15 protein-coding genes and 3 pseudogenes are annotated in these 21,400 nt (G+C 56.2%); 6 read left to right on the forward strand and 12 right to left on the reverse strand.

Translation table 11 applies throughout. From position 1 onward, the window contains the following. Positions 1-121: 121 nt before the first annotated feature. From argF to JRZ79_RS25000, 4 genes are all read right to left on the reverse strand, one after another. Positions 122-1,009 carry an ornithine carbamoyltransferase gene (argF, locus tag JRZ79_RS24985; protein WP_010904159.1) on the reverse strand — a complete coding sequence of 296 codons (888 nt, stop codon included), beginning with the start codon at positions 1,007-1,009 and terminating at the stop codon, positions 122-124. Positions 1,010-1,065: 56 nt separating this feature from the next. After that, complete coding sequence (gene arcC / locus JRZ79_RS24990) at positions 1,066-1,989, reverse strand: carbamate kinase (RefSeq protein WP_010904160.1); 924 nt, start codon at positions 1,987-1,989, stop codon at positions 1,066-1,068. Between the two features lie 238 nt (positions 1,990-2,227). Continuing rightward, entirely contained in the window at positions 2,228-3,688 is a 1,461-nt protein-coding gene (gene arcA / locus JRZ79_RS24995; protein ID WP_010904161.1) for an arginine deiminase, read from the reverse strand. 78 nt (positions 3,689-3,766) lie between these two features. Beyond that, positions 3,767-4,558 carry an IclR family transcriptional regulator gene (locus JRZ79_RS25000; protein WP_010904162.1) on the reverse strand — a complete coding sequence of 264 codons (792 nt, stop codon included), beginning with the start codon at positions 4,556-4,558 and terminating at the stop codon, positions 3,767-3,769. 604 nt (positions 4,559-5,162) lie between these two features. Here JRZ79_RS25000 and rdfA point away from each other — a divergent pair. After that, a complete protein-coding gene (gene rdfA / locus JRZ79_RS25005) occupies positions 5,163-5,792 on the forward strand; it encodes a rod-determining factor RdfA (RefSeq protein WP_010904163.1) in 630 nt (209 codons plus the stop codon). Positions 5,793-5,896: 104 nt separating this feature from the next. After that, entirely contained in the window at positions 5,897-7,786 is a 1,890-nt protein-coding gene (sph1, locus tag JRZ79_RS25010) for an SMC-like protein Sph1 (RefSeq protein WP_010904164.1), read from the forward strand. A gap of 351 nt (positions 7,787-8,137) precedes the next feature. Here the strand turns inward: sph1 and JRZ79_RS25015 are convergent, their stop codons facing one another. The 5 genes from JRZ79_RS25015 to JRZ79_RS25035 form a co-directional block, all read right to left on the reverse strand. Beyond that, positions 8,138-9,400: a site-specific integrase gene (locus JRZ79_RS25015; RefSeq protein ID WP_012289643.1), complete on the reverse strand. Its 1,263-nt coding sequence runs from the start codon at positions 9,398-9,400 to the stop codon at positions 8,138-8,140. Between the two features lie 1,035 nt (positions 9,401-10,435). Next, a complete protein-coding gene (locus JRZ79_RS25020) occupies positions 10,436-11,167 on the reverse strand; it encodes a hypothetical protein (RefSeq protein ID WP_205250662.1) in 732 nt (243 codons plus the stop codon). 405 nt (positions 11,168-11,572) lie between these two features. Further along, positions 11,573-12,508, reverse strand: coding sequence for a hypothetical protein (locus JRZ79_RS25025; RefSeq protein ID WP_205252780.1), 936 nt, complete (start codon positions 12,506-12,508; stop codon positions 11,573-11,575). A gap of 463 nt (positions 12,509-12,971) precedes the next feature. After that, on the reverse strand, positions 12,972-13,931 hold the full coding sequence (locus JRZ79_RS25030; RefSeq protein WP_176705252.1) for a hypothetical protein: 960 nt from the start codon (positions 13,929-13,931) through the stop codon (positions 12,972-12,974). A gap of 117 nt (positions 13,932-14,048) precedes the next feature. After that, entirely contained in the window at positions 14,049-15,014 is a 966-nt protein-coding gene (locus JRZ79_RS25035; protein WP_176705253.1) for a hypothetical protein, read from the reverse strand. 339 nt (positions 15,015-15,353) lie between these two features. Here JRZ79_RS25035 and JRZ79_RS25040 point away from each other — a divergent pair, with 339 nt between their 5' ends. Next, positions 15,354-17,135, forward strand: coding sequence for a transposase (locus tag JRZ79_RS25040; RefSeq protein ID WP_231546391.1), 1,782 nt, complete (start codon positions 15,354-15,356; stop codon positions 17,133-17,135). Between the two features lie 349 nt (positions 17,136-17,484). Here the strand turns inward: JRZ79_RS25040 and JRZ79_RS25045 are convergent, their stop codons facing one another. Next, positions 17,485-17,715: a hypothetical protein gene (locus JRZ79_RS25045; protein ID WP_010904166.1), complete on the reverse strand. Its 231-nt coding sequence runs from the start codon at positions 17,713-17,715 to the stop codon at positions 17,485-17,487. A gap of 312 nt (positions 17,716-18,027) precedes the next feature. Here JRZ79_RS25045 and JRZ79_RS25050 point away from each other — a divergent pair, with 312 nt between their 5' ends. Beyond that, positions 18,028-19,032, forward strand: coding sequence for a hypothetical protein (locus tag JRZ79_RS25050; RefSeq protein ID WP_010904167.1), 1,005 nt, complete (start codon positions 18,028-18,030; stop codon positions 19,030-19,032). A gap of 11 nt (positions 19,033-19,043) precedes the next feature. Here JRZ79_RS25050 and JRZ79_RS26225 read toward each other — a convergent pair. Next, a pseudogene (locus tag JRZ79_RS26225) lies at positions 19,044-19,278 on the reverse strand (RNA-guided endonuclease TnpB family protein); the annotation flags it as partial. A gap of 182 nt (positions 19,279-19,460) precedes the next feature. Here JRZ79_RS26225 and JRZ79_RS25055 point away from each other — a divergent pair. Beyond that, positions 19,461-19,659, forward strand: a pseudogene (locus tag JRZ79_RS25055) (hypothetical protein); the annotation flags it as partial. 101 nt (positions 19,660-19,760) lie between these two features. Continuing rightward, a pseudogene (locus JRZ79_RS25060) lies at positions 19,761-19,993 on the forward strand (hypothetical protein); the annotation flags it as partial. Between the two features lie 167 nt (positions 19,994-20,160). Here JRZ79_RS25060 and JRZ79_RS25065 read toward each other — a convergent pair. After that, the gene (locus JRZ79_RS25065) at positions 20,161-20,952 is read right to left on the reverse strand and encodes an ABC transporter ATP-binding protein (RefSeq protein ID WP_010904169.1); all 792 of its coding nucleotides are present in this window, start codon (positions 20,950-20,952) and stop codon (positions 20,161-20,163) included. Positions 20,953-21,400 lie beyond the last annotated feature (448 nt).

Raw genomic sequence — 21,400 nt, forward strand, 5'->3', positions numbered from 1 at the left:
GCCAGTGGGCAAGACTAATGAGCGCCTCCGTACTACTACCGCGGCTTGTTCCACAAGTCCCGCTCACGCTGGCCATTCACACAGCGCATACGGCAACAAAAAAGCAGTGAGGTCGATGCAGTTATTGGTTGACGAGCGTGTGGACGATGGCCTTCTGCACGTGCATGCGGTTTTCGGCCTGGTCAAAGATCACCGACTGCGGACCGTCGGCGACCTCCGCCGTGACCTCTTCGCCACGGTGGGCCGGGAGACAATGCATGAAGATCGCGTCGTCGCGGGCGGCGTCCATGAGATCCTGATCGATCTGGAACCCGTCGAACTCGGCGAGCTTCTCCTCGCGCTGCTCCTCTTCGCCCATGCTGACGAACACGTCGCCGTAGACTGCGGTCGCGCCATCAACCGCCTCGTAGGGATCGTTGGTGACGGTCACGTTGGCGTCGCTGACACGGTCCTGGATCTCCTCGTCGGGCTCCATTCCCTCGGGTGTCGCGATCCGACAGTCGACGCCCATCTTCGCGGACGCCTGCATCAGGGAGTGGGCGACGTTGTTTCCGTCCCCGACGAACGCAAGCGTATCGAGGCGGTCTTTCTCCTGCATCGTGAACATGTCGGTGAGCGCCTGACACGGGTGCAGGAAGTCGGTCAGCCCGTTGACGACTGGCACGTCCGCGTTCTCAGCAAGCTCCATCATCTCGTCGTGCTCGAACAACCGAGCCATGATGGCGTCCTCGTACCGGGACATCACCTGGCTCACGTCGGAGATCGGCTCCCCGCGGCTGAGCTGCGAGGACCCCATCTCGAAGAAGATGCCGTGCCCACCGAGTTGGGTCATTCCCGTCTCGAAGGACAGCCGTGTTCGCGTCGACGGCTTCGCGAACAACATCACGAGAGACTTGTTGTCCATCACGCCGGAGAACTCGCCCGGGTTCTCCTTCATGCTCGCCGCCAGGTCAAGCAGCTGTTCGATCTCTTCGCTCTCGACGTCGTTGATGTCTACTAGATGCTCCATCGTGTTGTGTATCTCCGGGTCGACTATTTAATCCTTCGACTGTTCCCAACTCGCGGTCACTCGTCGGCTGGCACGACTGTCGTGCCGGCCGCCCCATCGAGCGCCTCGGTTGCGGTCTCCGGCTTCGTGATGATCGCACGGTCACCGCCGCTTTCGACGAACTCGATGCACGCTTCGACTTTCGGCGCCATGCTCCCCTCACCGAACTCTCCGGCGGCAAGCATGTCCGCCGCTTCCTCGGTTGTGAGTTCGCTGAGTTCCTCCTCATCCTCGGTGCCGAAGTTCCGGTAGACCGCATCGACGTCGGTCAACACGAGGAACTCATCGGCACCGATGTCGGTCGCAAGCGACTGGGCAGCACGATCCTTGTCGATGACGGCCGCAACACCAGTCAGGCTGTCACCGTCTTCGACGACCGGAACGCCACCGCCGCCGCTGCTGATGACCGGCTTCCCGGTTTCGACGAGCGTCTTGATGTGTTCTGCCTCAACGATGTCGACCGGCTTCGGGGACGGAACGACCCGCCGGTATCCCACGTTGCCGTCGCCGTCGGTGCCCTCCTTGACAGGGAAGTCCTTCTCTGAGGCTTCGTCCTCGTCGTAGAACGGACCGATGCGCTTGGTCGGATCGTCGAACGCCGGGTCGTCCTCGTCGACGATCGTCTGTGTGATGACCGTCGCCGGTGTTTCACCGAGCTCTTCGCGGAGCTGCTGCTGGAGGAGGTATCCGATCTGGGCCTGTGACTCGGCACCGAGCACGTCCAGCGGTTTCTCGGCGGCGGACTCCGCCTCCTCGTTCTGCAACAGGAGCTGTCCGACCTGTGGGCCGTTGCCGTGAGTGAAGACGAGTTCGTGTCCGCGTTCGTAGAGATCCACGAAGTGGGGGACAGTCTGCTCGATCGTGTCTCGCTGGTCCTGGATTGATCCTTCGCCACCTCTGAGTAGGGCGTTCCCACCCAGAGCTACAACGGTGTAACTCATGGGTGCCTCGTAGTTACACGGGTGACGCAAAAACTCTTGCGCCGGTTCCCACCCGTCGACCCCGTGCAGAAGCCGCGATACAGCGCAGCACTGACACGAAACGGATCAGCCACGGACCGCAGAACACAGTGAACGTCCCACCGCCGGAACGAACGTGCCCGGTACACCGCAGACACACGCAGTCAAAGAAGAGCCCAACCGCGGTGGACGTGCCTACTCCCGATGCCCGCGTCGACCGCTATTCCGGAGTGCGTCGAAGCGGCGTCGTCATACAGTGGATCGCCCCGTAGCCCGCACGGAGGTTGATGATCTTGCGCCCCTCTCCGTCCGGAATGACCGTGACATCGTAGTCCTCCTGGATCCCATCGATGAACTGCTTCATCACGCCGTCGTCGTCGTCGGAGAAGCGGACTGGCAGGATCTTCCGTGGCCCAACCGTCAGGAAGTTCGTGATGGCCTTCAACGCCATGTCGGTGTCCGGATGGGACGGGTCAACGTAGTCGTACACGTCGACGATTTCGAAGCCCTTCTCGCGCAGGTACTCCCCGAAGTTCACGTCGGGTCGTTCCAGCGTGTACGGCTTCTCGCCGCCGTGGGTTCGTGCGTACACGTCAAGCGTCGTGTTCTCCACGAGTTCCTTGTGGGCGACAACGAGATCGTCGTCGACGAAGTTGAACCACGTGTCGAGGTGCATGATGTCCATCTCGACTTCCCCGTTGTCGTCGTCCTTGTGGGCCTGTGCGGCTTCGAACGGCGCACGAACGAGGCCGACTTCCTCGGATCCGAAGGCGTCGTCCATCAGGAGTCGGTGACCTGCGGCGTACGTGGTCCGATGGACGTACTCGGTGTCATCCTCGGCGATGTCGTGTTTCGGGTACGCCTCTCCTTCGGGAATCTTCGCCGAGACACCGAGCAGCGAGAACTCGCCAGCCGGATAGAAGTCACCGCCCTCAACGAGCACTTCCGTCTCTTGGATGTCGTCGCGCTCGGGGACGTGCTCCGTTACGTCGTGTTCCCGAACCTGGCTCATGTCGGCGACGATGTCGACGTCGAATTCGTCCCCGTCGAGGGCCTCCCAGGACGCGCGAGCGATGTCGACCTCCGGTTTGCGCGTGTCCTCTTTCATCGAGCAGAGCACGACGCCGTTTTGCGTGACGAACTGCTGGTCACGCTGGAAGTACATGTTCGTGAGCGGCTGCTCCAACTGCACACTCGTCGTGTCCCAGCGGTCCGGGTTCGAGCCAGGAACCTCCTCGTCGGAGTGGGAGTGGTGCCGGATGACCTCGGCGTTCCCGAGCACGGCCTGGATCTGCGTATGTGGGCTGAGCTCGTGCAGCCGTGCCCACATCTTGTCGCGCCGGTTGACCTGCTCGTCCTCTCCGAGTTCACTGAGATCGAAGTTGACTCGCGAGGAGAGCAGTGCGTTCATGCCGTTGCCGTTGGCGAGATCGTCGTGGAGATAATGGATCGGGTTCGATGCTGGAAGCGCCGCCTCCAGGTCCTGGCTGAGACTCAGATGCTCCTGTTGGGCGTCGACAAGCGAGAAGTCGTTCAGAAACAGGTTCGGCTCGGGGTCCATGATGCCAACGAACGTTTCGGCCCCCGGGAGGTGCATCCGGACCGCTTGGAGCGGGTCCCATTCGGCGGTCGCCTGCACCTTCGTGCTGTCATCTACGGACTCCGGTGATTCACTACTCATGGGAATTCAGTTGAGTATTCTGGATATAGCCTGATAAAGCCGTCGCCAAAATATACCGATGTTTATGACACGCGGCGGCTACGCTGTCTCTAACCTCACCTCGATTATGTTTGCGGCTTCCATCACGAGTGCGGGGACTTCCCCCGCGAACTCCGCGTTCTGCAGCCGGGTCTTCGGTGCGGTAACGCTCACTGCGCCCGCGACGTCCTCCGTTCGGCCACGAATCGGTGCGCCGATCGATCTGATGCCATGGATCTCCTCCTCGTCGTTGATCGCGTATCCCTGATCGCGGACGGTCGCCAGTTGCTCGCGGAGGGCATCAGGGCTGCCGATCGGGGTGGACGACTCCGTGCCGAACTCGATCTCCGAGATCAACGTCTCCCGACGGCCCTCGGGCAGGAACGCGAGTATCGATTTGCCCGCCGCACTGGTGTGGAGTTTCCGTGGCGTCTCCCGCATTCGGAGGTGATACTCGGTGGTCACTGACTCCTCGCCCATCGATTCGTAGAGGACGATCTGGCGGCCGTCTGACTCCGTGACGAGGTGAGCCGTGTGCCGAGTCTGGGTCGCCAACTTGTCGATCTCTTCGCGTCCGAGCCGGTAGAGATCAGTACTGTTTCGGGCATAGTTCGAGACCGGAACGAACCAATCCCCAAGCTGGTACGTTCCGTCCCCGTCTTGTTCGACGATTCCGACTTGCCGCAGGGTCGCCATGTACGTGTGAATCGTCGCTTTCGTCAGGTCGAGTTCGGTGGTCAACTCTTGGAGCGTTATCCCGCGGTGTTCTTTGATCGCGTCGATGATTTCGACCGCGTTGAGAACGGATGTTATCCGTCGCGGCTCACCGTTGTTGGCGGCTTCTGGGTCCATACTACTCGTATGGATAGCAACTGTTTATACTCCCGTGAATACACGGCCAGGGATTGAAACTATCAAAAACACCGTCCTTGATCGTGAGATGGCACTATTGTGGAGTCTTTCGCCTTGTACAAGCGATTCCGCCTCCGGTGGGCCCGTGACCAAGTACCGCTGGTTGGTTCTCTAAAACGGTCGATTATACACATTGTAGACGGGTATCGCACAGTAACTGGTGAAACGAGGCTTTAACGATGTCCTAGCAGTACAAGATTTTGATAATTGAGGATGGAAATCTGCATCCCGTGAGTGTTTGAAGTACTCAAAAAAGGCATGTAACCACTCCTGATACGACTAAATTATGTGTACAGATAGCTGCAGGCACTGCTTTGAATGTCTTTTGCACGACACTCTCGGATTTATTCGTTGTCTGCTCGGTGAATTTGAGCACATCAAACAACGCGCCAAGGTCGAAACGCACACCGGGATCAGGGATGGTCTACTGGTCGCTCGGGTGGAGCGTCATTTGGGCTGTGATGGCCCGAATAACGCGTGGATGATTCGCACAATCTCTGATCAGCAGGTTTGAATACAGAGAACGAAGCATGCCGAGACGACCATGACGGACCACTGCTGTAAGATCGGGCGCACGATCGCCACCTACGACTTGGGGGAGCGCGCCATCGAAGACGGATTCGACGAGGAACTCGCGGCACGCTGGGTTGGTGACCACGGCTTCCCTGAGACTGCTACACGACCGCTTACGGATTGGTTCAACACGGAGCTGCTGAAATCGGTTTACGACAGCCACAACCGAAAGGCGATCGACGTCCACATCCAATCAGAGTACGATGCCCTCCAATCAGACGACGCGGTGACGCGCGGCGAAATCATCGACGACCTCGCGGACGACGGGATCGACGGAACGGAGCTCACCACCGACTTCGCCACGCGATCAACGATGTACCGCCATCTCACCCAGTGTCTCGGCGCGAACAAAAGCAAACAGCGCTCGAACAGCGACTGGGAATCGGATAAGATCGAATACGCGCGGGACACGATGCGGACGAACATCGAAGACGTGCTCCAATCCCTTGACCGAAAGGGAGAGCTTCCGAACGGCGCGGACGCCACTGTACGAACACAGATTATTCTCCAGTGCCACGTTGACGGGTGTTCTACGCAGACCCGGCTCAGCCGTGCACGAACACGTGGGTTCATCTGTCGAGCCCATTCCGACGTGGCCTAGAACGCCCCGGTTATTGTTAGTACGCTATTGTTTCCGCGGCTCGGATCATCTAGTGAGTGTATAACATCGCTCCTTTTATTATCGATCTAACTAGAACTCAGAGTATGTGGAACGTAGATGTAACTTGCATCGGTGGCATTCGTTCCGGCGAGGCAACACTGCGCCCCGGCCCAAACATCGTTCAAGCTTCGAACTTCCAGGGCAAATCGAGTTTCCTCGCTGCGATCCAGACCGCAATCGGAACCACCGGGCTGCTCACAGAGGATCACCCGTTGATGGAGAACGAAGACGACGGCAAGGTCACGCTTGAAACCGACGAAGAGACGTACACCGTCTCTCTCACGCGAGCGACCGACAGCGACGAACCCGCGATCTCGCGCAGCGGAACGCCATATCTCACACGAGACCAAGACCAGATCGCTGCTCGCTTGTTTGCTGTTCTGGGCGAGGACAATCCCATCCGTGCCGCCGTGCGGGAGGAAAACCAAGAACGCCTGACCGAGCTCTTGAAGAAGCCGCTTGAGACTGAGAACATCGACCTGCGTATCGAGGCGCTCCAACGCGAGATCAAGGAGCTCGAAGACGAAGTCGCCGCAGCCGAAGCCGCCTCCGCGGACCTGCCCGCGGCACAGCAGAAAGTGACGCGGCTCCAAGGGGAGCTTCGCGACCTCAACGAGACACGTGACGAACTCGAACGTAAGGTCGACGAAGAAACCGATCAGCGCGCCCTCCGGGACGAACTGACGGCCAAACAGTCGGATCTCGAACGCGAGGAGGCCCGCCTCGAACGCCTCGAAAACCAGGTCGACCGCCGGAAAGCGCAACTCGACGACAAGGAGGCGGCGCTCGAATCACTCGACATCCCAGACTCCCCCACAGCAGAGGCGGACATCGCCGAAAAGCAGACCCGAATCGACGAATTAGCAGTGAAAATCGACCTGCTTGACGATCTCCACCGCAGCACCAAGGCGATCATCGACGAGGGAGAAATAGATCTCATAACGGACGTCGAACGCACCCTCTCCGGGGACACGTTCTCGTGTTTCGTCTGCGGCGCGGAGACCACGGCGGAAGCGGTCACCGAGCGGCTGAACGAGATCAGTGACCGACAGGAATCGTTGCGGGAACAGCGGGCCACGCTCACCGAGGAGGTGACTCAGATGCAGCAACGAACGCGTGAGATCGAGTCGAAGCGACAGCAAAAGGCAGAGCTCGAAGACGAGATCAAACGACTCCGCGTCGATATTCAGGAGGACCAACACGAGGTCCGGTCGATCGAAGCGACCATCGAGGAGCTTCAGGCGGAGATCGAACAACGCGAAGCCGAGTACGAAGCGGCTGAGAAGGCGGGCGAATCGCACAGCGCCGAACTGAAAACGATCCAGCAGAAGATCGGCAGCACGGAAACCAAGTTGGATCGAGCCCAAGCCGAACTCGAGCGTATCGAAGCGGAACTGCAGAAGCGAAACGACCGCCAAGAACAGCTGGAGACGAAGCGAGACGAGCTTGAAACCCTCAGACAGCGCCGGAAACAGAAGTACAACGAGCTCGTCAACCAGTTCGACGCAGCGATGGCGGACATCATCGGTCGGTTCGCACCCGGCTTTGACGGGGCGTACCTCGACCAGAAGACCGATGCAAACGACACTGTCGGATTCGAAATCAATCTGGCGCGCGACGGCCACACAACCGATTTAGACACTCTCAGCGAGGGGGAGCGCGAGCTGGTTGGGATCGTGACGGCGCTGGCGGGCTACCGAACGTTCAGTGTCGGCGACCGGGTTCCGTGCATTCTTTTGGATGGTATCGGACAGCTCGCAGCGGAACACATTCGGCACATGATCGAGTATCTAGAGAACACGGCCGAGATCCTGGTGACAACCGCGTATCCCGAAGCTGGATCGTTCGACGGTGAAACGGTGTCACCGGAACACTGGGATGTCATCTCACACGAGACAGCCCAGTCGAGAGACCACCCTCAAATCACGAATTAACAGCGACCGTTGCATTCGGTCGTGCACCATAGAGGCGGGTCGGACGTGTCCGAACGACTCGCTGTACATCGTCTGTCGGGGGTGATCGACACTCTCGTGCTTCAGTTGAACGTTGTCGCTTTTATTGGGAAATGCTGCTGAGAGTGTATTCACTGGCTTCCTACGTCCCGTGGATGGATCGAACCGCAATCTGGGACAGACTTACTATGTCTCAAATTCATGCGGGAGTCTGGTCCATGACCCGTATACAGATACGAGCGACCTTCCATGCTGAACGCTGTGCGCTTTGCAGGCACGCGCAAAGGACCCTATCCAAACAGCACCCAGGCAAAAGATATCGCGGTATATAATTTATGACGAGGGGTTGTCCTCGTCTCCATTCCACGAACGCGGCGCCGGGTCCACGTCTTCGATCCCCGCTGTAGCCTTATCACCGAGCTTCCCGGCTTCGATGTGTGAATACCGCTGTCGAACCATCTCCTCGGAGTTATCCAGGTACCGAGCTGCAACGGTATACCCGAACGACCGCACGAGGATTTCCCCCATCCCGCGACGCCCACCATGGGGCGCGAGATAGTCGTGGTTCGGATCCGAAACATCGATGTCAGCCGCGTCGGTGAGGCGGTCAAGCACGTTTCGCGCCCCTTTCGTGGTCATCGACTGTGGCCGAACGTTCTCATCAAGCGCCAACAACAAGTCACGTGCATGGGTTGCCCGGCGACGCTCGATTTCCGCGTCGGTGACCCCCCGATCGGCCAGCGTCTCTCGAAGCAGGTTCCCCAGACTCCGCGGGCTAAACGTCGGGAAGACGGGCCAACGGTCCGAGGGCGGATCGAGCAGAGTCCGGTATGCTTCGAGTGGCTGGACAACTGGATCCGGCAGACTTGCCGTATCCCACTGCTGCTTTTTCCGGTAGACGGTGATGCTTCCGTCGTCGACGTTGACTTCTTCCCACCGAAGCCCCCGTCGACGAGGATCGGATGGATCTCGGAGCAGTTCCCCGATTCGAACCGCGGTGTAGGCAACCACGTACACGAGCGCTCTATCCCGTGCCGCCTTGATCGCGTAATACCTGCTGCTGGCGCGCTCCGGTGACTCCGCACCTGTCTGACGGTGTTGTTGGAGTGCGGTTTTGAACTGTTCTGTCACGAATTCAGTGAGCTGATGACGGTGATCCGGACTCCATGCTTGCTGATCTCCAGGGCGGCGCCCATCGTCGTCCGGCAGTGGTCCCCGAGCTGTCGAGCGCTTCGCGTAGTGCACATCGAGATATCCCTCCGTCACACACCACCCAGTCCACGAGGACAGGTAAGCGTAGTACGTCTGTGTGGTGTTTTGCTTCAACCCGCGCTCGTTGGCGAGATGCCGTGCATAGTCGCGGAACACCGTCTCAGAGAGGTCGCTAAACCGTGGCTCGCGGCTGTCAGCCGCCGGAACAACTCCGACCCATGAGTCCGGTCCTCCGTCACCGCTTGCCCAGTCACGGAATTGATTGAGCTCTCGCTCGACGTTCCGCCGGTAATGGCCGCCCCCTCCGTCGCGACCCTTGCCGATGTCTCGGAGATATGGCTGGAAGCTCGCTTCGATCCGAGTCCCGGATTTGTTATGCGACACCGTGATTCCCCCGACCAGACCGATCCCGTGTGTTAGCGTCGACTCGCCACCAGGGCTGCCGTAGCGACTCGTACTGCCTTGATTTCATCGGTAATCAGCTATTGCCAGCGCTAGCTCTGTAAAGATTGGGTGTGATTAGCGCAGTAATCACACTCATTTGGGTGAGAGCTATTCTCTACATACCAATGAGCTAGCACGCTGTGCCCAGCAGCTATCGAACGACTAATAAATCTTATATTGATATATAGAATGCAGTCACTTTCGAGCACCACAGATTCGGCGTTTGGATTTCTACAAACCACCAACCAGACGATATATGGCACGTCTTGCAAATCAAAATTGTACTACCGCTCACAACGGATGGGCGCGAAATGAGGCTACCTCGAGTTCTTGGACAGCGTTGACAACTTCAGTGTCGTCCGGCATTGTCTTCAGGTATCACCGCATTCGAACGTAGTATTCGGCGGCGGCTATCACCCCGATAACAGCGGGGAAGAACGGCCAGACGCCGAAGTAGAATACTGTGAAATCTTCCATCGAGCCGCCGGGAAGCCGGTCTGCAAAACAATATGCGGTAAGCAATACTGTGAGGATGAATGGAAGGACCAGCTTGTGTTCTAGGTACAGGTAGATTGGGACAGCACCGAGGAGGAATGGACCGATAATCCAGTACGCCCAAGCTCCAACTGAGTCAGAAGGGTGGTTCGTGGTCCAGGACCGCTTCCGCCAAGATAACTGAACTCCCACCAGTTGAGGAGAATAGAATGGAGGACTCCACCAACGGTGGCAAGGAGGACGCGATTGTTTACGGGGGACATCAAGTTATTCTTGTTGTTTCTGCTCATATACGCTTTCGCTGTCCATCCCATCCTGACCGGGAATACTGAAGTCCCTCTGTACTGACCGAAGCTGCTCAACCAATCGAGGCAGAATATCACCAACCGGCTGGAAGTGAACCAGCTGCTCAGTAAGTGAGGATACCGTACAACTGGGTCGTTTCCGATTACTTGAACACGAAATACCCTGCCCGGCCTATCAGCGGGAATCCTGCCCGTTTTCCGAGTCGGAGCGGCGAAGACGGTATCGCCAAATCACGCCGTAGAGTCCATAGCCAATTAGCACGATTGTCGGCACGATTACGGAGTTGCTGAGGAATGGCTTGGTTCCATACACGAACCAAACAACAAGGAGAGTGCCAAGAAGTGCAATCGGCGTGACGACGATTCGCGCCAAAATGGGGTCAATCGGAACGAATTGAGGTGTGACCTTCTGAATGGAGACTTCAAGACCCATCTCTTCGAGTTGTAATTTGACGTCATCGATCTGTGCTGCAGTAATCGTTGCATCCGGCGGCTTAGAGAATATCGGCCCAGTATAGTGTAGATTCACGAGGGCAACGTCGGCAAGCTGGATGATTGAGACGTGACCGACATCATCAGCATCAACCGGTGAATACTGCCCCCCGCCGTATGGTTTCGATTTTACTAGCGTTCGCTCAGCAGTATCGACGCGTAATTGCGAGTTTGCGAACTCGTGGCTAAACCACAGGAGCAATAATGAGATGGCGAACGGTAACCCAGCGGCAGCCGTGATAAACACGTCGTGAACTGGAGATAGCAGGAGGCACGCAAGCGGTAACCCGATGACAAGCCCTGCCCACAATCGGGTACTTAGTGTCAGTGTTGCGAACGCAAACCGCGTTGGAGCGTCCCGAGCCCGAGCAAGTTGCACACCATAGACTTCGTCTGTATCTGTATTTTGCTCCATCTTACCCTAGCACATCGATTGTAGCGGAGCAGTCATCCTCATCATAGATATTCGATAGTGCCGTTCATGTAATAAAGCTGCTCCCTATACTCAGCTCTCAGGAGATCGTTTTCACTCACTACTCCCTTCGACTTGATCGTCCGCAATAGCTCAAGAGATTTTTCATGCGTTCGAATTTGGCTTCACGGCGTGCTTCCTCTGACGGCTCGTTCTGCACGAGCGATGCGCCCTCTGGCAGGTCAACATCCTCCAAGGGGCCGAATCAGCGACATCTTGCGAATCCCCAGATCTCGATTGAGCTTCCCGATCAGCTGCTCATTCGACGTGTCACTCTCGCGACGCCGCCGACGCAGTTCTCGAACTTCCCCTCGAACCTGTCTGTTCTGTCCAATTTTTAGCTCTCGTTCACCAGAAGCTAGTCCATTCATCCCAACACGAAATTACATCCTTGATCAAGTTAAAGCAAGAATTATCGACTTCTTCAAGTATCGCGGACACAGCATTTGGAGTGCCGAAACAGACGACTAAGAGACATGCAACTGTAGGGACTGGACCTCCGACTAAAGTCGGGGAGCAGAGTGCACAAGAACCAACCTGGTTGAAGCATAGAATAACATCAGCAGCGGTGTTACTGTTTATATTACAGTCACTCTGAAGTTGTATATTCTGTTTTTCTGAGTTAAATACTTTATGTTCCCTAACATTATATTCGTGATTCTGGTCTTCACGTGTGGGGGAGATTTTACCACTACTTGTCCCACCTGTCGCTAATTCAAACATCTCAAGTACCTTATTATTAAAGTCATATTTCTCCATATAGTATGTCTGTGATTCAGGATCAATAAATATGTTAACAGCATCCGCAGATTCAATTTCAGATGTGTTGACTCCCTCAGTAACGTCCTTTATTTCTTCATCAGTTGCTGTACGTAGAAGATCGACCCCAGAGGACGTCGATTTGATGAATGCCTCAGTATTCTTGGGCCAACTTTCACCAATTTCAGAAGCCGATCTATCGAACTGAACTATTACAGTTGTATCTTTGACACTCGAATATACCAAATCCCCATCACTAACCGACAGCTTCGCCGTAACAAGATCTCCGCTCTGATTGGTCGTTACAGATTGAACCTTTTTCGGCTCAATATTCACTCCTCCGAACTTTTTCTTTATCTGTTCAACTCTTTGTGATTTGTAAATTGTGTCAATAACATCTTGTTTCTCATCATCGCTAAGACTTTCCCCGCTTGCCAAACCAGAAAATCCGACAGCTGAAGCCACACCGATACCGCCAATTTTTCTTAATACATTTCTTCTGTTAATGCTGTCTTTATCCGACATGCATGTTTCCGTGGTGACCATAGATAAATAAATCTATTATTTAATTCCATATTATTTCGGGCTGAATTAATGTTCGGGGGTTGAACTATCGACAATATCTCCTCATTACTAGTTCTCTCCCTTAATAAATCGTTGTGTAGCACTGTATCCTTGAGATAGTAGTCCTATCGCACACCGAATACCCTGTCTTTATTCTAGGTGCGTTCTGACGTAGGAGATCGTGATACTATCACCTACCCCAGCAGAACAGAAACTATCGGCCTGAGGATTTAGTAACTCAATTCTACCAACTACTTCTCGGTTCAGCATAGAACCCTAAGACTCCTCTAGACCAACGATATGCTTCGCCAAGGCGTTTATATAATCCTAGTTTGATAAATTATACCTGTTCTTATTCTATATATAAGTAGGGGGATGTTGAAAGGTGAAATTGTTGGGTCATAACTGAAATATACTATCTACGTCAAATCTCAGTATTGGCGAGGTTATGTTCAAACAGACGCTCTCCAGTTTCCTCGCAGGTAACTGCAATCACCTTGTGTGAACTACAACAGGATTCAACTACTTCTTCTCCAATCCGAACATCTCCACCTGTCGTTGGACATGTTTCAAGGAACATTCGCAGGGTATTGAGGAGTTGGCCTCTTTCTTGAGAATCGTATGCTTCCCAGCCCGAGACCCAAGAACGAAGAACACGGCTAGCGGCAATATCCGCTATGAGTGCAGAGCGAGAGGGCCACTGACCAATCTGCCCCGATTCAAATTGCAGAAGCCGCGCTTCGTCGCGAGTAACGAGTTCAAACTGGTGGTCATCATCTTCAACCCCGAAGGCTTCGGCGACCTCCGATGTAGTAATCTCTGTGTCGGCAAGTGGTTCGATTTCCTCGGACCACGCTGTCTCGAATGAGTCAGTGAGACAAAGGTCGTCTGCGTCCGCGCACGGCTCTAGAATTCCGTTTTCTAAGAAGTACGTTTCCAGATCACCCGTCGTGGGCGACTGCTCATCACTAGGCGACTCAGCATTTTCAGTAACAGTTCCACCAACACCAGTCGAGCGATTCGATGCTGTTGACTCCTCGTCAGAGTCCGAGGATATCGATTTGTCTGCTGAAGACGAATTTGCTGTCTCAACACCACCAAACCCAGCAGCTATCTCTGGCTCCGGGTCCTTTCCAAACCAGCGAAGGATGCTCGGCGGGAGATACTGCTTTGTTAGTGTTGGCGTGCCCGGAATCAGATATCCTCGCAGATAGATTAATCCGACTGAAACAAAAATGGAGAGCAGCCCACCAATTCGAGATTTACGTGCAATAAGAGAGCCAAGCACGGCTGCAACCACCAAATTCAATACCGTACACGGTTCACACCTGTTTTCACCGGTATGCTCCGGCTGATGAATGCTGTCAACGAGATCAATCTTCATGTGAATCATCCATGTACGCCTATATTATCTATTTTTCGTACTTTCAATCCGCCTGTATTTTTTCTCCTTGTGGGCTTTCATTATACGGTAGCCCCTCACTAGTGCTCGCAAAGAGAATTACGTGGGACGTGACCATGATCCAGATAACGTGATATTCACGATATCCGCGTCAGTAACCCCATATTCTTCAAGATGATAGCGATTCGATGGTGCTTCATCCCGCAACTCGTGGCTCGTGAGATGCATCACGGCCTGATTTGGTTCCGTGACACGAGGCGTATCAGTCTGTAGTTTCCCGGTCCGGAACGGGTTTTCAATCACAATCGCGTGTGTCCACTCTCGCCCATCCTCAATATGCGTCAGAAACTCGAGTGGCTCAACCACAACTGAGGCCGGTTTAAGCCCAGTCTGTGCACGCTCAGACAGGGCGCTCCCGTTGACGACCTCTGCATCTAATGCATCGACAACTGCTTTCAAGGAACTGTCGCGTCGCACAGGCCACCCCTCTGCCAACACCTGGATATGTACGTTCCCCACCTGGTTGTCGTTCGGTAGATGCCGACCCCGAAGAACAACAAAGGTATCACCAACACTGAATACCAATCCAACCTCTTCGTGAGCTAACCCCGTAAACTCCGTCTCTTGATAGCGCGACAGGGGATCCGACAACGCGGCCAGAAAATCCCCGAACCCCCAACCAACCCAACAGCCTCCCGACCGACGCAGCCCAAACGCCGCCCCCTCCACGTCAACCCCAGCATACCGACTAATCGTCGACAAGCGTTCCCTGAACTCCTCAAGTGTCAGTGTCGCGTACGGGCCGTTCCCAACCGAGTACAGCTGTGGACTCCGCCCCAGCAATTTGTGGAATACAATCGGTTCGCCCGCGCCCTCAGTCGGAATGAACTCCACGTTCGCCCCATCACCAGCCCCAAGTCGCTCCTGAGCCGGGAGCGCGCTGTACTCGAGGCCACGGTCTAGTACTTCTTTATACGCGCGGTCGAGGTCGCCGTCGTAGCGCGCGTCGGCCAACTCTTTGATCGCGCCGTGGGTCTCCCACCCGATATCCACGTTCGGCCGCATACACTCCCCGAAGACGACCACTGGCTTAAACCTCCGTGCATCCAGTCCGACGAGACTCCCCCCCCTTAATAAAAACTCTATAATTTGGACTTAGAATACGGATAGACTACTTAGACTGCTATTGCCTATCTTTATACGTATGGTTGTCGATGTAGGTGACACACGAGGCGATCTACACACAGCTGCACGCCAGCAGAAAAACCGAAGGAAACCACGTAGGACATGGATTTCTTCTCCGGCCACCGTACTAAGCCTTTCCCCACAGCCACAGCGCTCGCGATCAGCCGCGCTTGCGTGACTGTGGAAACGCACTCACCCGCTGCCGACAGCCGCTGCGCTATGACCAACCCAACAGACACAGATACATCCAATCTCGGCGGACAGCACAACACTGGATCAGCCAGAATCATCGCAGAACTCCACCGACAAACCGAAGACCTCTGCCACATCCACGGCCACATCACACGCGTCATCTCGAATCTCGAAATCGACGCCGACTGGTTTGCTGGATACAACGACCCCGAACGAGCGAAATTCGACCTCAGGGGTGTCGTCCAACTATTCTTGTACCAACACGCACGCGACTTCGATCAGAGTGCTGTCGCACGCCGCCTGCGTGGGGCAACCTACGTCTACACTCGACTTGGGCTCAGACGGCCGCTCAACCAGCAGATCATCAACTACAGCTGGCGAAACCGATTCGATGCTGATGAGCGCAGCACCATCAAGGACGCTGCTGAGTGCATCAGCACAGTCTGTGCCGATCACGACGTGCGCGGGAGCGGTGAACCAGCACCCGAGCCCGAGGACATCCAGAACACCGACATCGAAGAACAACAGATTATGCAAGCGGTCGAACGGGCAACGGATCTTGGCTTCGACGAGTTCCGCGACCCGCGTGCGGCCAACAGCTCGTACGCGCTGCAAGCGTTTTTCGAGCGCCAGGGCTACCTCAACATGGCGAAGGCGGGCACCACGACGAAACGCCGCCGATTCGCCCGGCTCAGTGATCGTGATGAGGTCCCCCACGGCTCGACGCACAATCGTACGATGAAGAAGGTCGCCGCCCCCACCCCACAGACCGCTCTCTGGGACTTTACCACCGGGCAACCACCGGCGTGGCAACGCATCCGCGACACTGTGTTGCCCGCGTTCCACGCGGGCGTCGAAAAGCAGTTGGACGAGATTGCTGGCCGCGACCGCCAGGGAATCCGCCAGCCCGTCCATGCGGCCATCGACATTACGACGATTAACTTCTGGCCGTCACCCATCAAATCCACGGCCGACATTGACCCTGACGAGGCCCCAGTCGAAAACGAGGCGGGTGAGTTCTATCCAAAGGAGGAGTTCCCAGCGATGGTGTCGGGGTTCAAGAAACAAAACAAGAAGAAGACCGAGCGCGGCTACAAGTTCGCCACCATCACCATTATCGCTGAGGACACACCAATCGTCCTCGGAATCGAACCGGTGCGGGACTACAGTTGGTGGGAACGCTCGGATCGTGAGGACGTAGCGACGACGTCGCGGGCGGGCGTCGTGGCGCGGCTGTTAGACCAGGCCGAACGGCACGTTGATGTGTATAAGCTGTTCTGTGACAGCGAGTTCGACATTCACGAACTCCGGGACGGGGTTGATGACCGCACGATTCAGTATGTGATTGGCAAGCAGGAGACGTCGGGGGCTGACACGGAGAACATCGAGGAGATTATCGAGGATCCCGTGTATGATACCCGGGTCGAACACGCGTGGCAACAGTACGATGGCCGCGAGCACAAGGTGAGCATCATCTACTTGCCAGGCGGGGAGTACTCACAGTTCATCGTGAACGGGTGGGTTGACGCGGACCGGGCGGCTGCGTTGACGACGCAGTATCGACAGCGATGGCAGATTGAGAACCAGTACAAATCGATTAAGGCGAACTTCCTGCCGCAGACGGCGACGACGGATTACCGCGTTCGATTCCTGTACTTCGTGATTGGGGTGATGATGTACAACGTCTGGCGACTGGCAAACTTCCTCCTGCGTGACGAGATAGATGTGGACTTAGGGGAGGATCCGGTGCTGCTAGCGGGCGAGATTGTGGAGTTGGTCGGGCTCTGCCTGTTTGACCCCGGCGGGTAGAGTTCCTGCCGTATCCGGGTTCGTGCGCTGACTGGTGAGCGACAGCTGAACTGATTCTCGAGAATGTACGGCGTATTTTGGTCGATTCGTGATGCAAAGCTGGTGGTGAGTTGGTGAGTTCGGGCGTTCGGCCAGCGGAGCGAGTCAGTTCTCTTCGCGCATTTAATTTCGAGAGTTTGAATTTGTACACCAAGTCAAACAGCCAAGGTCTGGAGCACAGATTCTGCGTTTGGAAATCTACGAATTACCAATTAAGCAACCATACTAGCCAGAACTGAGCGAATTTACCACGAGCAAGAAATACAGTCACATAGGTTTTGTTCGTACCAGAGAGTGGAATGTGGATGGGTTAGAGTCCGAGTTTGCGAAGGACGTACCACGTGAACGTCGGTACAGCACCCGCTATGAGAAGGACACCTGCGACGACGACGGACTCTGGGACTGCTGCTGCCGAAAGCAACTCTCCGGTCGCTAACACGCTGATTCCGGTTGTCAAGCCGAGAAGCGTGTATCCGAGAAGTGGACGACGGAGATCCTCTTCAAGCTCGTTTCGAACGTCTGTTAGTGTGTTTTTTACCATCGTTTCAAATATTCTCTAATAACCGTTCCAGACAGTGGATACTTGTAACCACATAGTTATGACGAAACCTGATCGACTACATGGGGGGCTGACGAACTGCTCGCAGAGGCCCAAGCTGACATCAACGAAATGCAACTTCCGGCACCTCCACGGTTCCCAGCGAGGAGAATTGCGACGATTGGTTTCCCCACGAGTACGGGCCTGTCTCACAGGTTCCCGAACACGGGTGAGTTAGATGCCTTGATCGAAAATTGGGGGTGAGAGAATCCCTGACAGCAAGTTATTTAGATATCTGTCTACTTGTTAGAAAAAATGCCATCCGGTAAGTCACGACGGCGAGTCCTCGCGGGTGCCGGTAGCGTCATACTCGGCGGGAGTGTCGCAGCCTTCGGCACTGACGCCATCACCGTCAACGGAAACGCAACTGGTTCCACCCAACTCGGCGCTGATGACCTTACCGCCGGAACGATTCCGGCGAGTGCAGACACACTCGCCGTGGCTCAGATCAACCGAGGAGAGCCTCCGGAGCCTGTCCGTGCCGTCGCCGGATCCGTCGCCGAAGCTCTTCCGTTTGCTTCAGTTCCCGCTCGACTCCGTAGGCTGATGTCCACGGGTTCGTCCCAGGCTGTCGATGCGTCGCGCATCGGAAAACTCGCATTCATCGGCTCTGCCGGTGGTCGTGGTGCGGTCGTCGTCTGGGCAAACTGGACGGAAGAACACTTCGCTGACTTCGTCGGTGTCGATAGTTCCACCGACCGCCAGGCTGAGATGCGCCACGGTCGGCCAATGTACACCACCGGGGAAACGGCCGGGAGCGTGCTCGCAGAGACCGCGTTCGTCGTCGGTCACCCGTCGATCGTCGCGGACACCATCGGAGTCTGGCATGGTGACACGGACCCAATCGGCGAATCGACTCTTCGGACGTACTCCCTGACCCAGCGACAGTCCCCGTTTCGGTTCAGCCTCGGCGACATTCAATTACCGTGTAACTCCGTTAGCCCTGTTCGGAAACCGCCAGTGTACGACCACGTTACACGTCGGTATGGGGCTATCTCGGACGACGGAGAGCTTCGTGTGTCAATGACGCTGGACTCACAGGTACCCACCACAACACTTGCAGCCGCGCTCCGTCGAGACCTTGGGCTTGCCGGAGCGGCGGCTGCTCGGGTAGATCTCCCAAGTGATGCCGTTTCGGCACTCTCTGTCCATGAGGAAGCCGACGCTGTGGCAGTTCAGTTCTCTCCGGCGGATAGACCACGCCACGGTACGCTTACCGATCTCTTCTGTTCCCTTTCCCAGCTCGTTACTGAGGAGTGACGAAGGGTTCATCGGGAGACGCACAGGAAGCCGACGACGACCGTACCGTTCTCGGTTGTGTCGATTTCCCAGTTCTGATTGTTGACGGCGAATGGCTGACTCCCTGGGTGGCGAATTCTCCCAATCGTTACTTTGATCCGATTTAGCCTCTCGAATGGCCTGGTTTCGGATAGCCGAGTAGAGGTCGCTGTTGATGCTGGCAGTGGTCACGTATTTGCCGAAGTCGCCGTTTTCCCACCCATCGAGCGTGATCACCACGCTTGGGACGGCTGTGGGATCGTCGTCAACGCGCTTTCGCGTCGAACTCGCCCATCTCAAGGGATCGCTCCAACTGTGTGCTCGGTGTCGCCCTGGTGGGCCCCGCCACGTACTGGACTCGTGACCTCAAGAAACATCCTGTGGCCAAGTGAGGCTCAATTGTACACATTATGAGTACCGATAAGAAACGCGTACAGTTCCGGGCCCCCGATCGGCTCATCGACCGGGCCGACGCACTGGCCGCAGTCGTCCGGGGAAGACCGAACAGATGTCCTCGTGACCGCGCTTCGGGAGTACCTCCAAGACGCCGCTCATGACGACGCACTCACCCAGGAGATCGCTGCCGGCTATTACGACGATGGGATCAGCGACGCCCGTAGCTGGGACGCAAAGAGCTACGTGCAACGAGCCCGCTCGTTGTGCGAGGGGCCCTGACACCGAGGAGGATACTTCGGAGTGAACAGGAATACACGGCCGACAGCGAGTCGCTCCAAGAGCTAGTTGCGACGAAGTACTACGACAATCATCTCGAGTTCGAGACGGTCAAGCAACTGGTCGGTGCCGAGACCGCCCAGCGACTCCGCCTGTTCAAAGCGGATCTCGAGGACGAACCTCTCGATCTTGCTGTGCCAGACGACGCCGACATCTACGAGGGCGGCGGGGGGTAACGACGGTTGAGTCTGCGAGCGACGACGATCGATGAGCGACCGGGACTGCGAACGGTCATCGCTGACACGAGCGCCCTTGTTGGTCTCGCCAATCATCTCGGAAGTGACGCCATAGCACGAACGAGACAGCGTCGGCAACGTTCCTCGGCATCGTCCACCTAGTCATTGAGTCGACCATGCACAGTTGGGGAGAAAAGGAGTATTACGCTGACCTGCTTACTCCGGTATCGCTTGGCGATTCATCCGCCTCGTAGGCCTCGTCGGTGGTGACTTCAAGGAAGACATCTTCGAGGGTGCTCTCGCCGCCCGCTTCCATGCGGTCTTTGAGTTCCTCGGGCGCTCCCTCCGCGACTAATTCGCCGTCGTAGAGAATCCCGACCTCAGTCGCCAACTCCGCCACGACTGGGAGGATGTGTGTTGAGAGGAAGACCGTCCGATCACCAGCGGCTAATTCGGTGATCGTGTCTCGGACAGTGCGCGCCGCCCGCGGGTCGAGTCCGCTGGTTGGTTCGTCGAGGATAACGACATCAGGCTCGTGCATGAGTGCCTGAACCAGCCCAGTCTTCTGTTTCATTCCCTTGGAGTACGTCGAAATCCGGTCGTCTGCGTCACCCGTCAAATCAAACCGATCCAGCAACTCCTCGATGCGATCTTCGATCTCGACTGGGTCCATATCGCGGAGGCCGCCGTGGTACTCCAGTTGTTCACGGGCGGTGAGTTCGTCGTAGATCGGTGGCAACTCAGGTAAGTACCCGATGTGGGGAATGATTGCCTGTCGGTTCGTGATGGGGTGGCCGGCGACGTGGCCGGCGCCGCTGGTTGGCTCGGTGAGCGCCGTCAGCATGCGGATTGTCGTCGTTTTCCCCGCGCCGTTCGGCCCGAGAAACCCATATACGTGGCCCGCTTCGATGGCCAGAGTAAAGCCTGAAACGGCTGTCGTATCGCCGTATTCTTTCGTGAGATCGTCTGTGGTGATCGCCAGGTGGTCGGTCATTACTTGATGTATTGAACTTCGCCCGTATTGAGAGTGCCCTTGTTATCAGCGAACGCAGACGATACGTACGTTTCGCTGATCAGCCTCCCGGAATTATTATCTTCCGTTTATGATGAACAGTTGGCTATGAGCGAGACCACGTTCACGGATGCGCCGCGAAGTCAACAGGTTAGATTCATCCCCGGTGCGGTAGTGATCGCTGTCGCAATAGCGGGGGCCCTCTCTTTCCGCCGCCAGATGACATGCGAACTGTCTTCGCCATCGTCGTAGGCCGCCTCACCGCAGCACTCCGCAATTGGGCGGTTTTAGCTCGTCGCTAAACACCAATCGTTCTGAGAGCGCAGTTGTTTAGTAATTCTTGACCTCGCGGCTCTGTGAATACCGATTGGATAGATACTGCTTGTGGCGAAACAGTGGTCACTGGAACCATATCCAAGTATTATTTCAT

This window comes from Halobacterium sp. BOL4-2 (assembly GCF_016917835.2).
In the GTDB taxonomy this organism is placed as follows: domain Archaea; phylum Halobacteriota; class Halobacteria; order Halobacteriales; family Halobacteriaceae; genus Halobacterium; species Halobacterium salinarum.

What these genes read in the sequence shown, in the direction of transcription:
- JRZ79_RS25065 (WP_010904169.1), bottom strand. Translation starts at nt 20,952, where the DNA reads ATGACCGACCACCTGGCGATCACCACAGACGATCTCACGAAAGAATAC.
- JRZ79_RS25030 (WP_176705252.1), bottom strand. Translation starts at nt 13,931, where the DNA reads ATGAAGATTGATCTCGTTGACAGCATTCATCAGCCGGAGCATACCGGT.
- JRZ79_RS25050 (WP_010904167.1), top strand. Translation starts at nt 18,028, where the DNA reads ATGCCATCCGGTAAGTCACGACGGCGAGTCCTCGCGGGTGCCGGTAGC.
- JRZ79_RS25025 (WP_205252780.1), bottom strand. Translation starts at nt 12,508, where the DNA reads ATGTCGGATAAAGACAGCATTAACAGAAGAAATGTATTAAGAAAAATT.
- JRZ79_RS25035 (WP_176705253.1), bottom strand. Translation starts at nt 15,014, where the DNA reads ATGCGGCCGAACGTGGATATCGGGTGGGAGACCCACGGCGCGATCAAA.
- rdfA (WP_010904163.1), top strand. Translation starts at nt 5,163, where the DNA reads ATGACGGACCACTGCTGTAAGATCGGGCGCACGATCGCCACCTACGAC.
- JRZ79_RS25045 (WP_010904166.1), bottom strand. Translation starts at nt 17,715, where the DNA reads ATGGTAAAAAACACACTAACAGACGTTCGAAACGAGCTTGAAGAGGAT.
- JRZ79_RS25040 (WP_231546391.1), top strand. Translation starts at nt 15,354, where the DNA reads ATGACCAACCCAACAGACACAGATACATCCAATCTCGGCGGACAGCAC.
- JRZ79_RS25020 (WP_205250662.1), bottom strand. Translation starts at nt 11,167, where the DNA reads ATGGAGCAAAATACAGATACAGACGAAGTCTATGGTGTGCAACTTGCT.
- JRZ79_RS25000 (WP_010904162.1), bottom strand. Translation starts at nt 4,558, where the DNA reads ATGGACCCAGAAGCCGCCAACAACGGTGAGCCGCGACGGATAACATCC.
- arcA (WP_010904161.1), bottom strand. Translation starts at nt 3,688, where the DNA reads ATGAGTAGTGAATCACCGGAGTCCGTAGATGACAGCACGAAGGTGCAG.
- arcC (WP_010904160.1), bottom strand. Translation starts at nt 1,989, where the DNA reads ATGAGTTACACCGTTGTAGCTCTGGGTGGGAACGCCCTACTCAGAGGT.
- sph1 (WP_010904164.1), top strand. Translation starts at nt 5,897, where the DNA reads ATGTGGAACGTAGATGTAACTTGCATCGGTGGCATTCGTTCCGGCGAG.
- argF (WP_010904159.1), bottom strand. Translation starts at nt 1,009, where the DNA reads ATGGAGCATCTAGTAGACATCAACGACGTCGAGAGCGAAGAGATCGAA.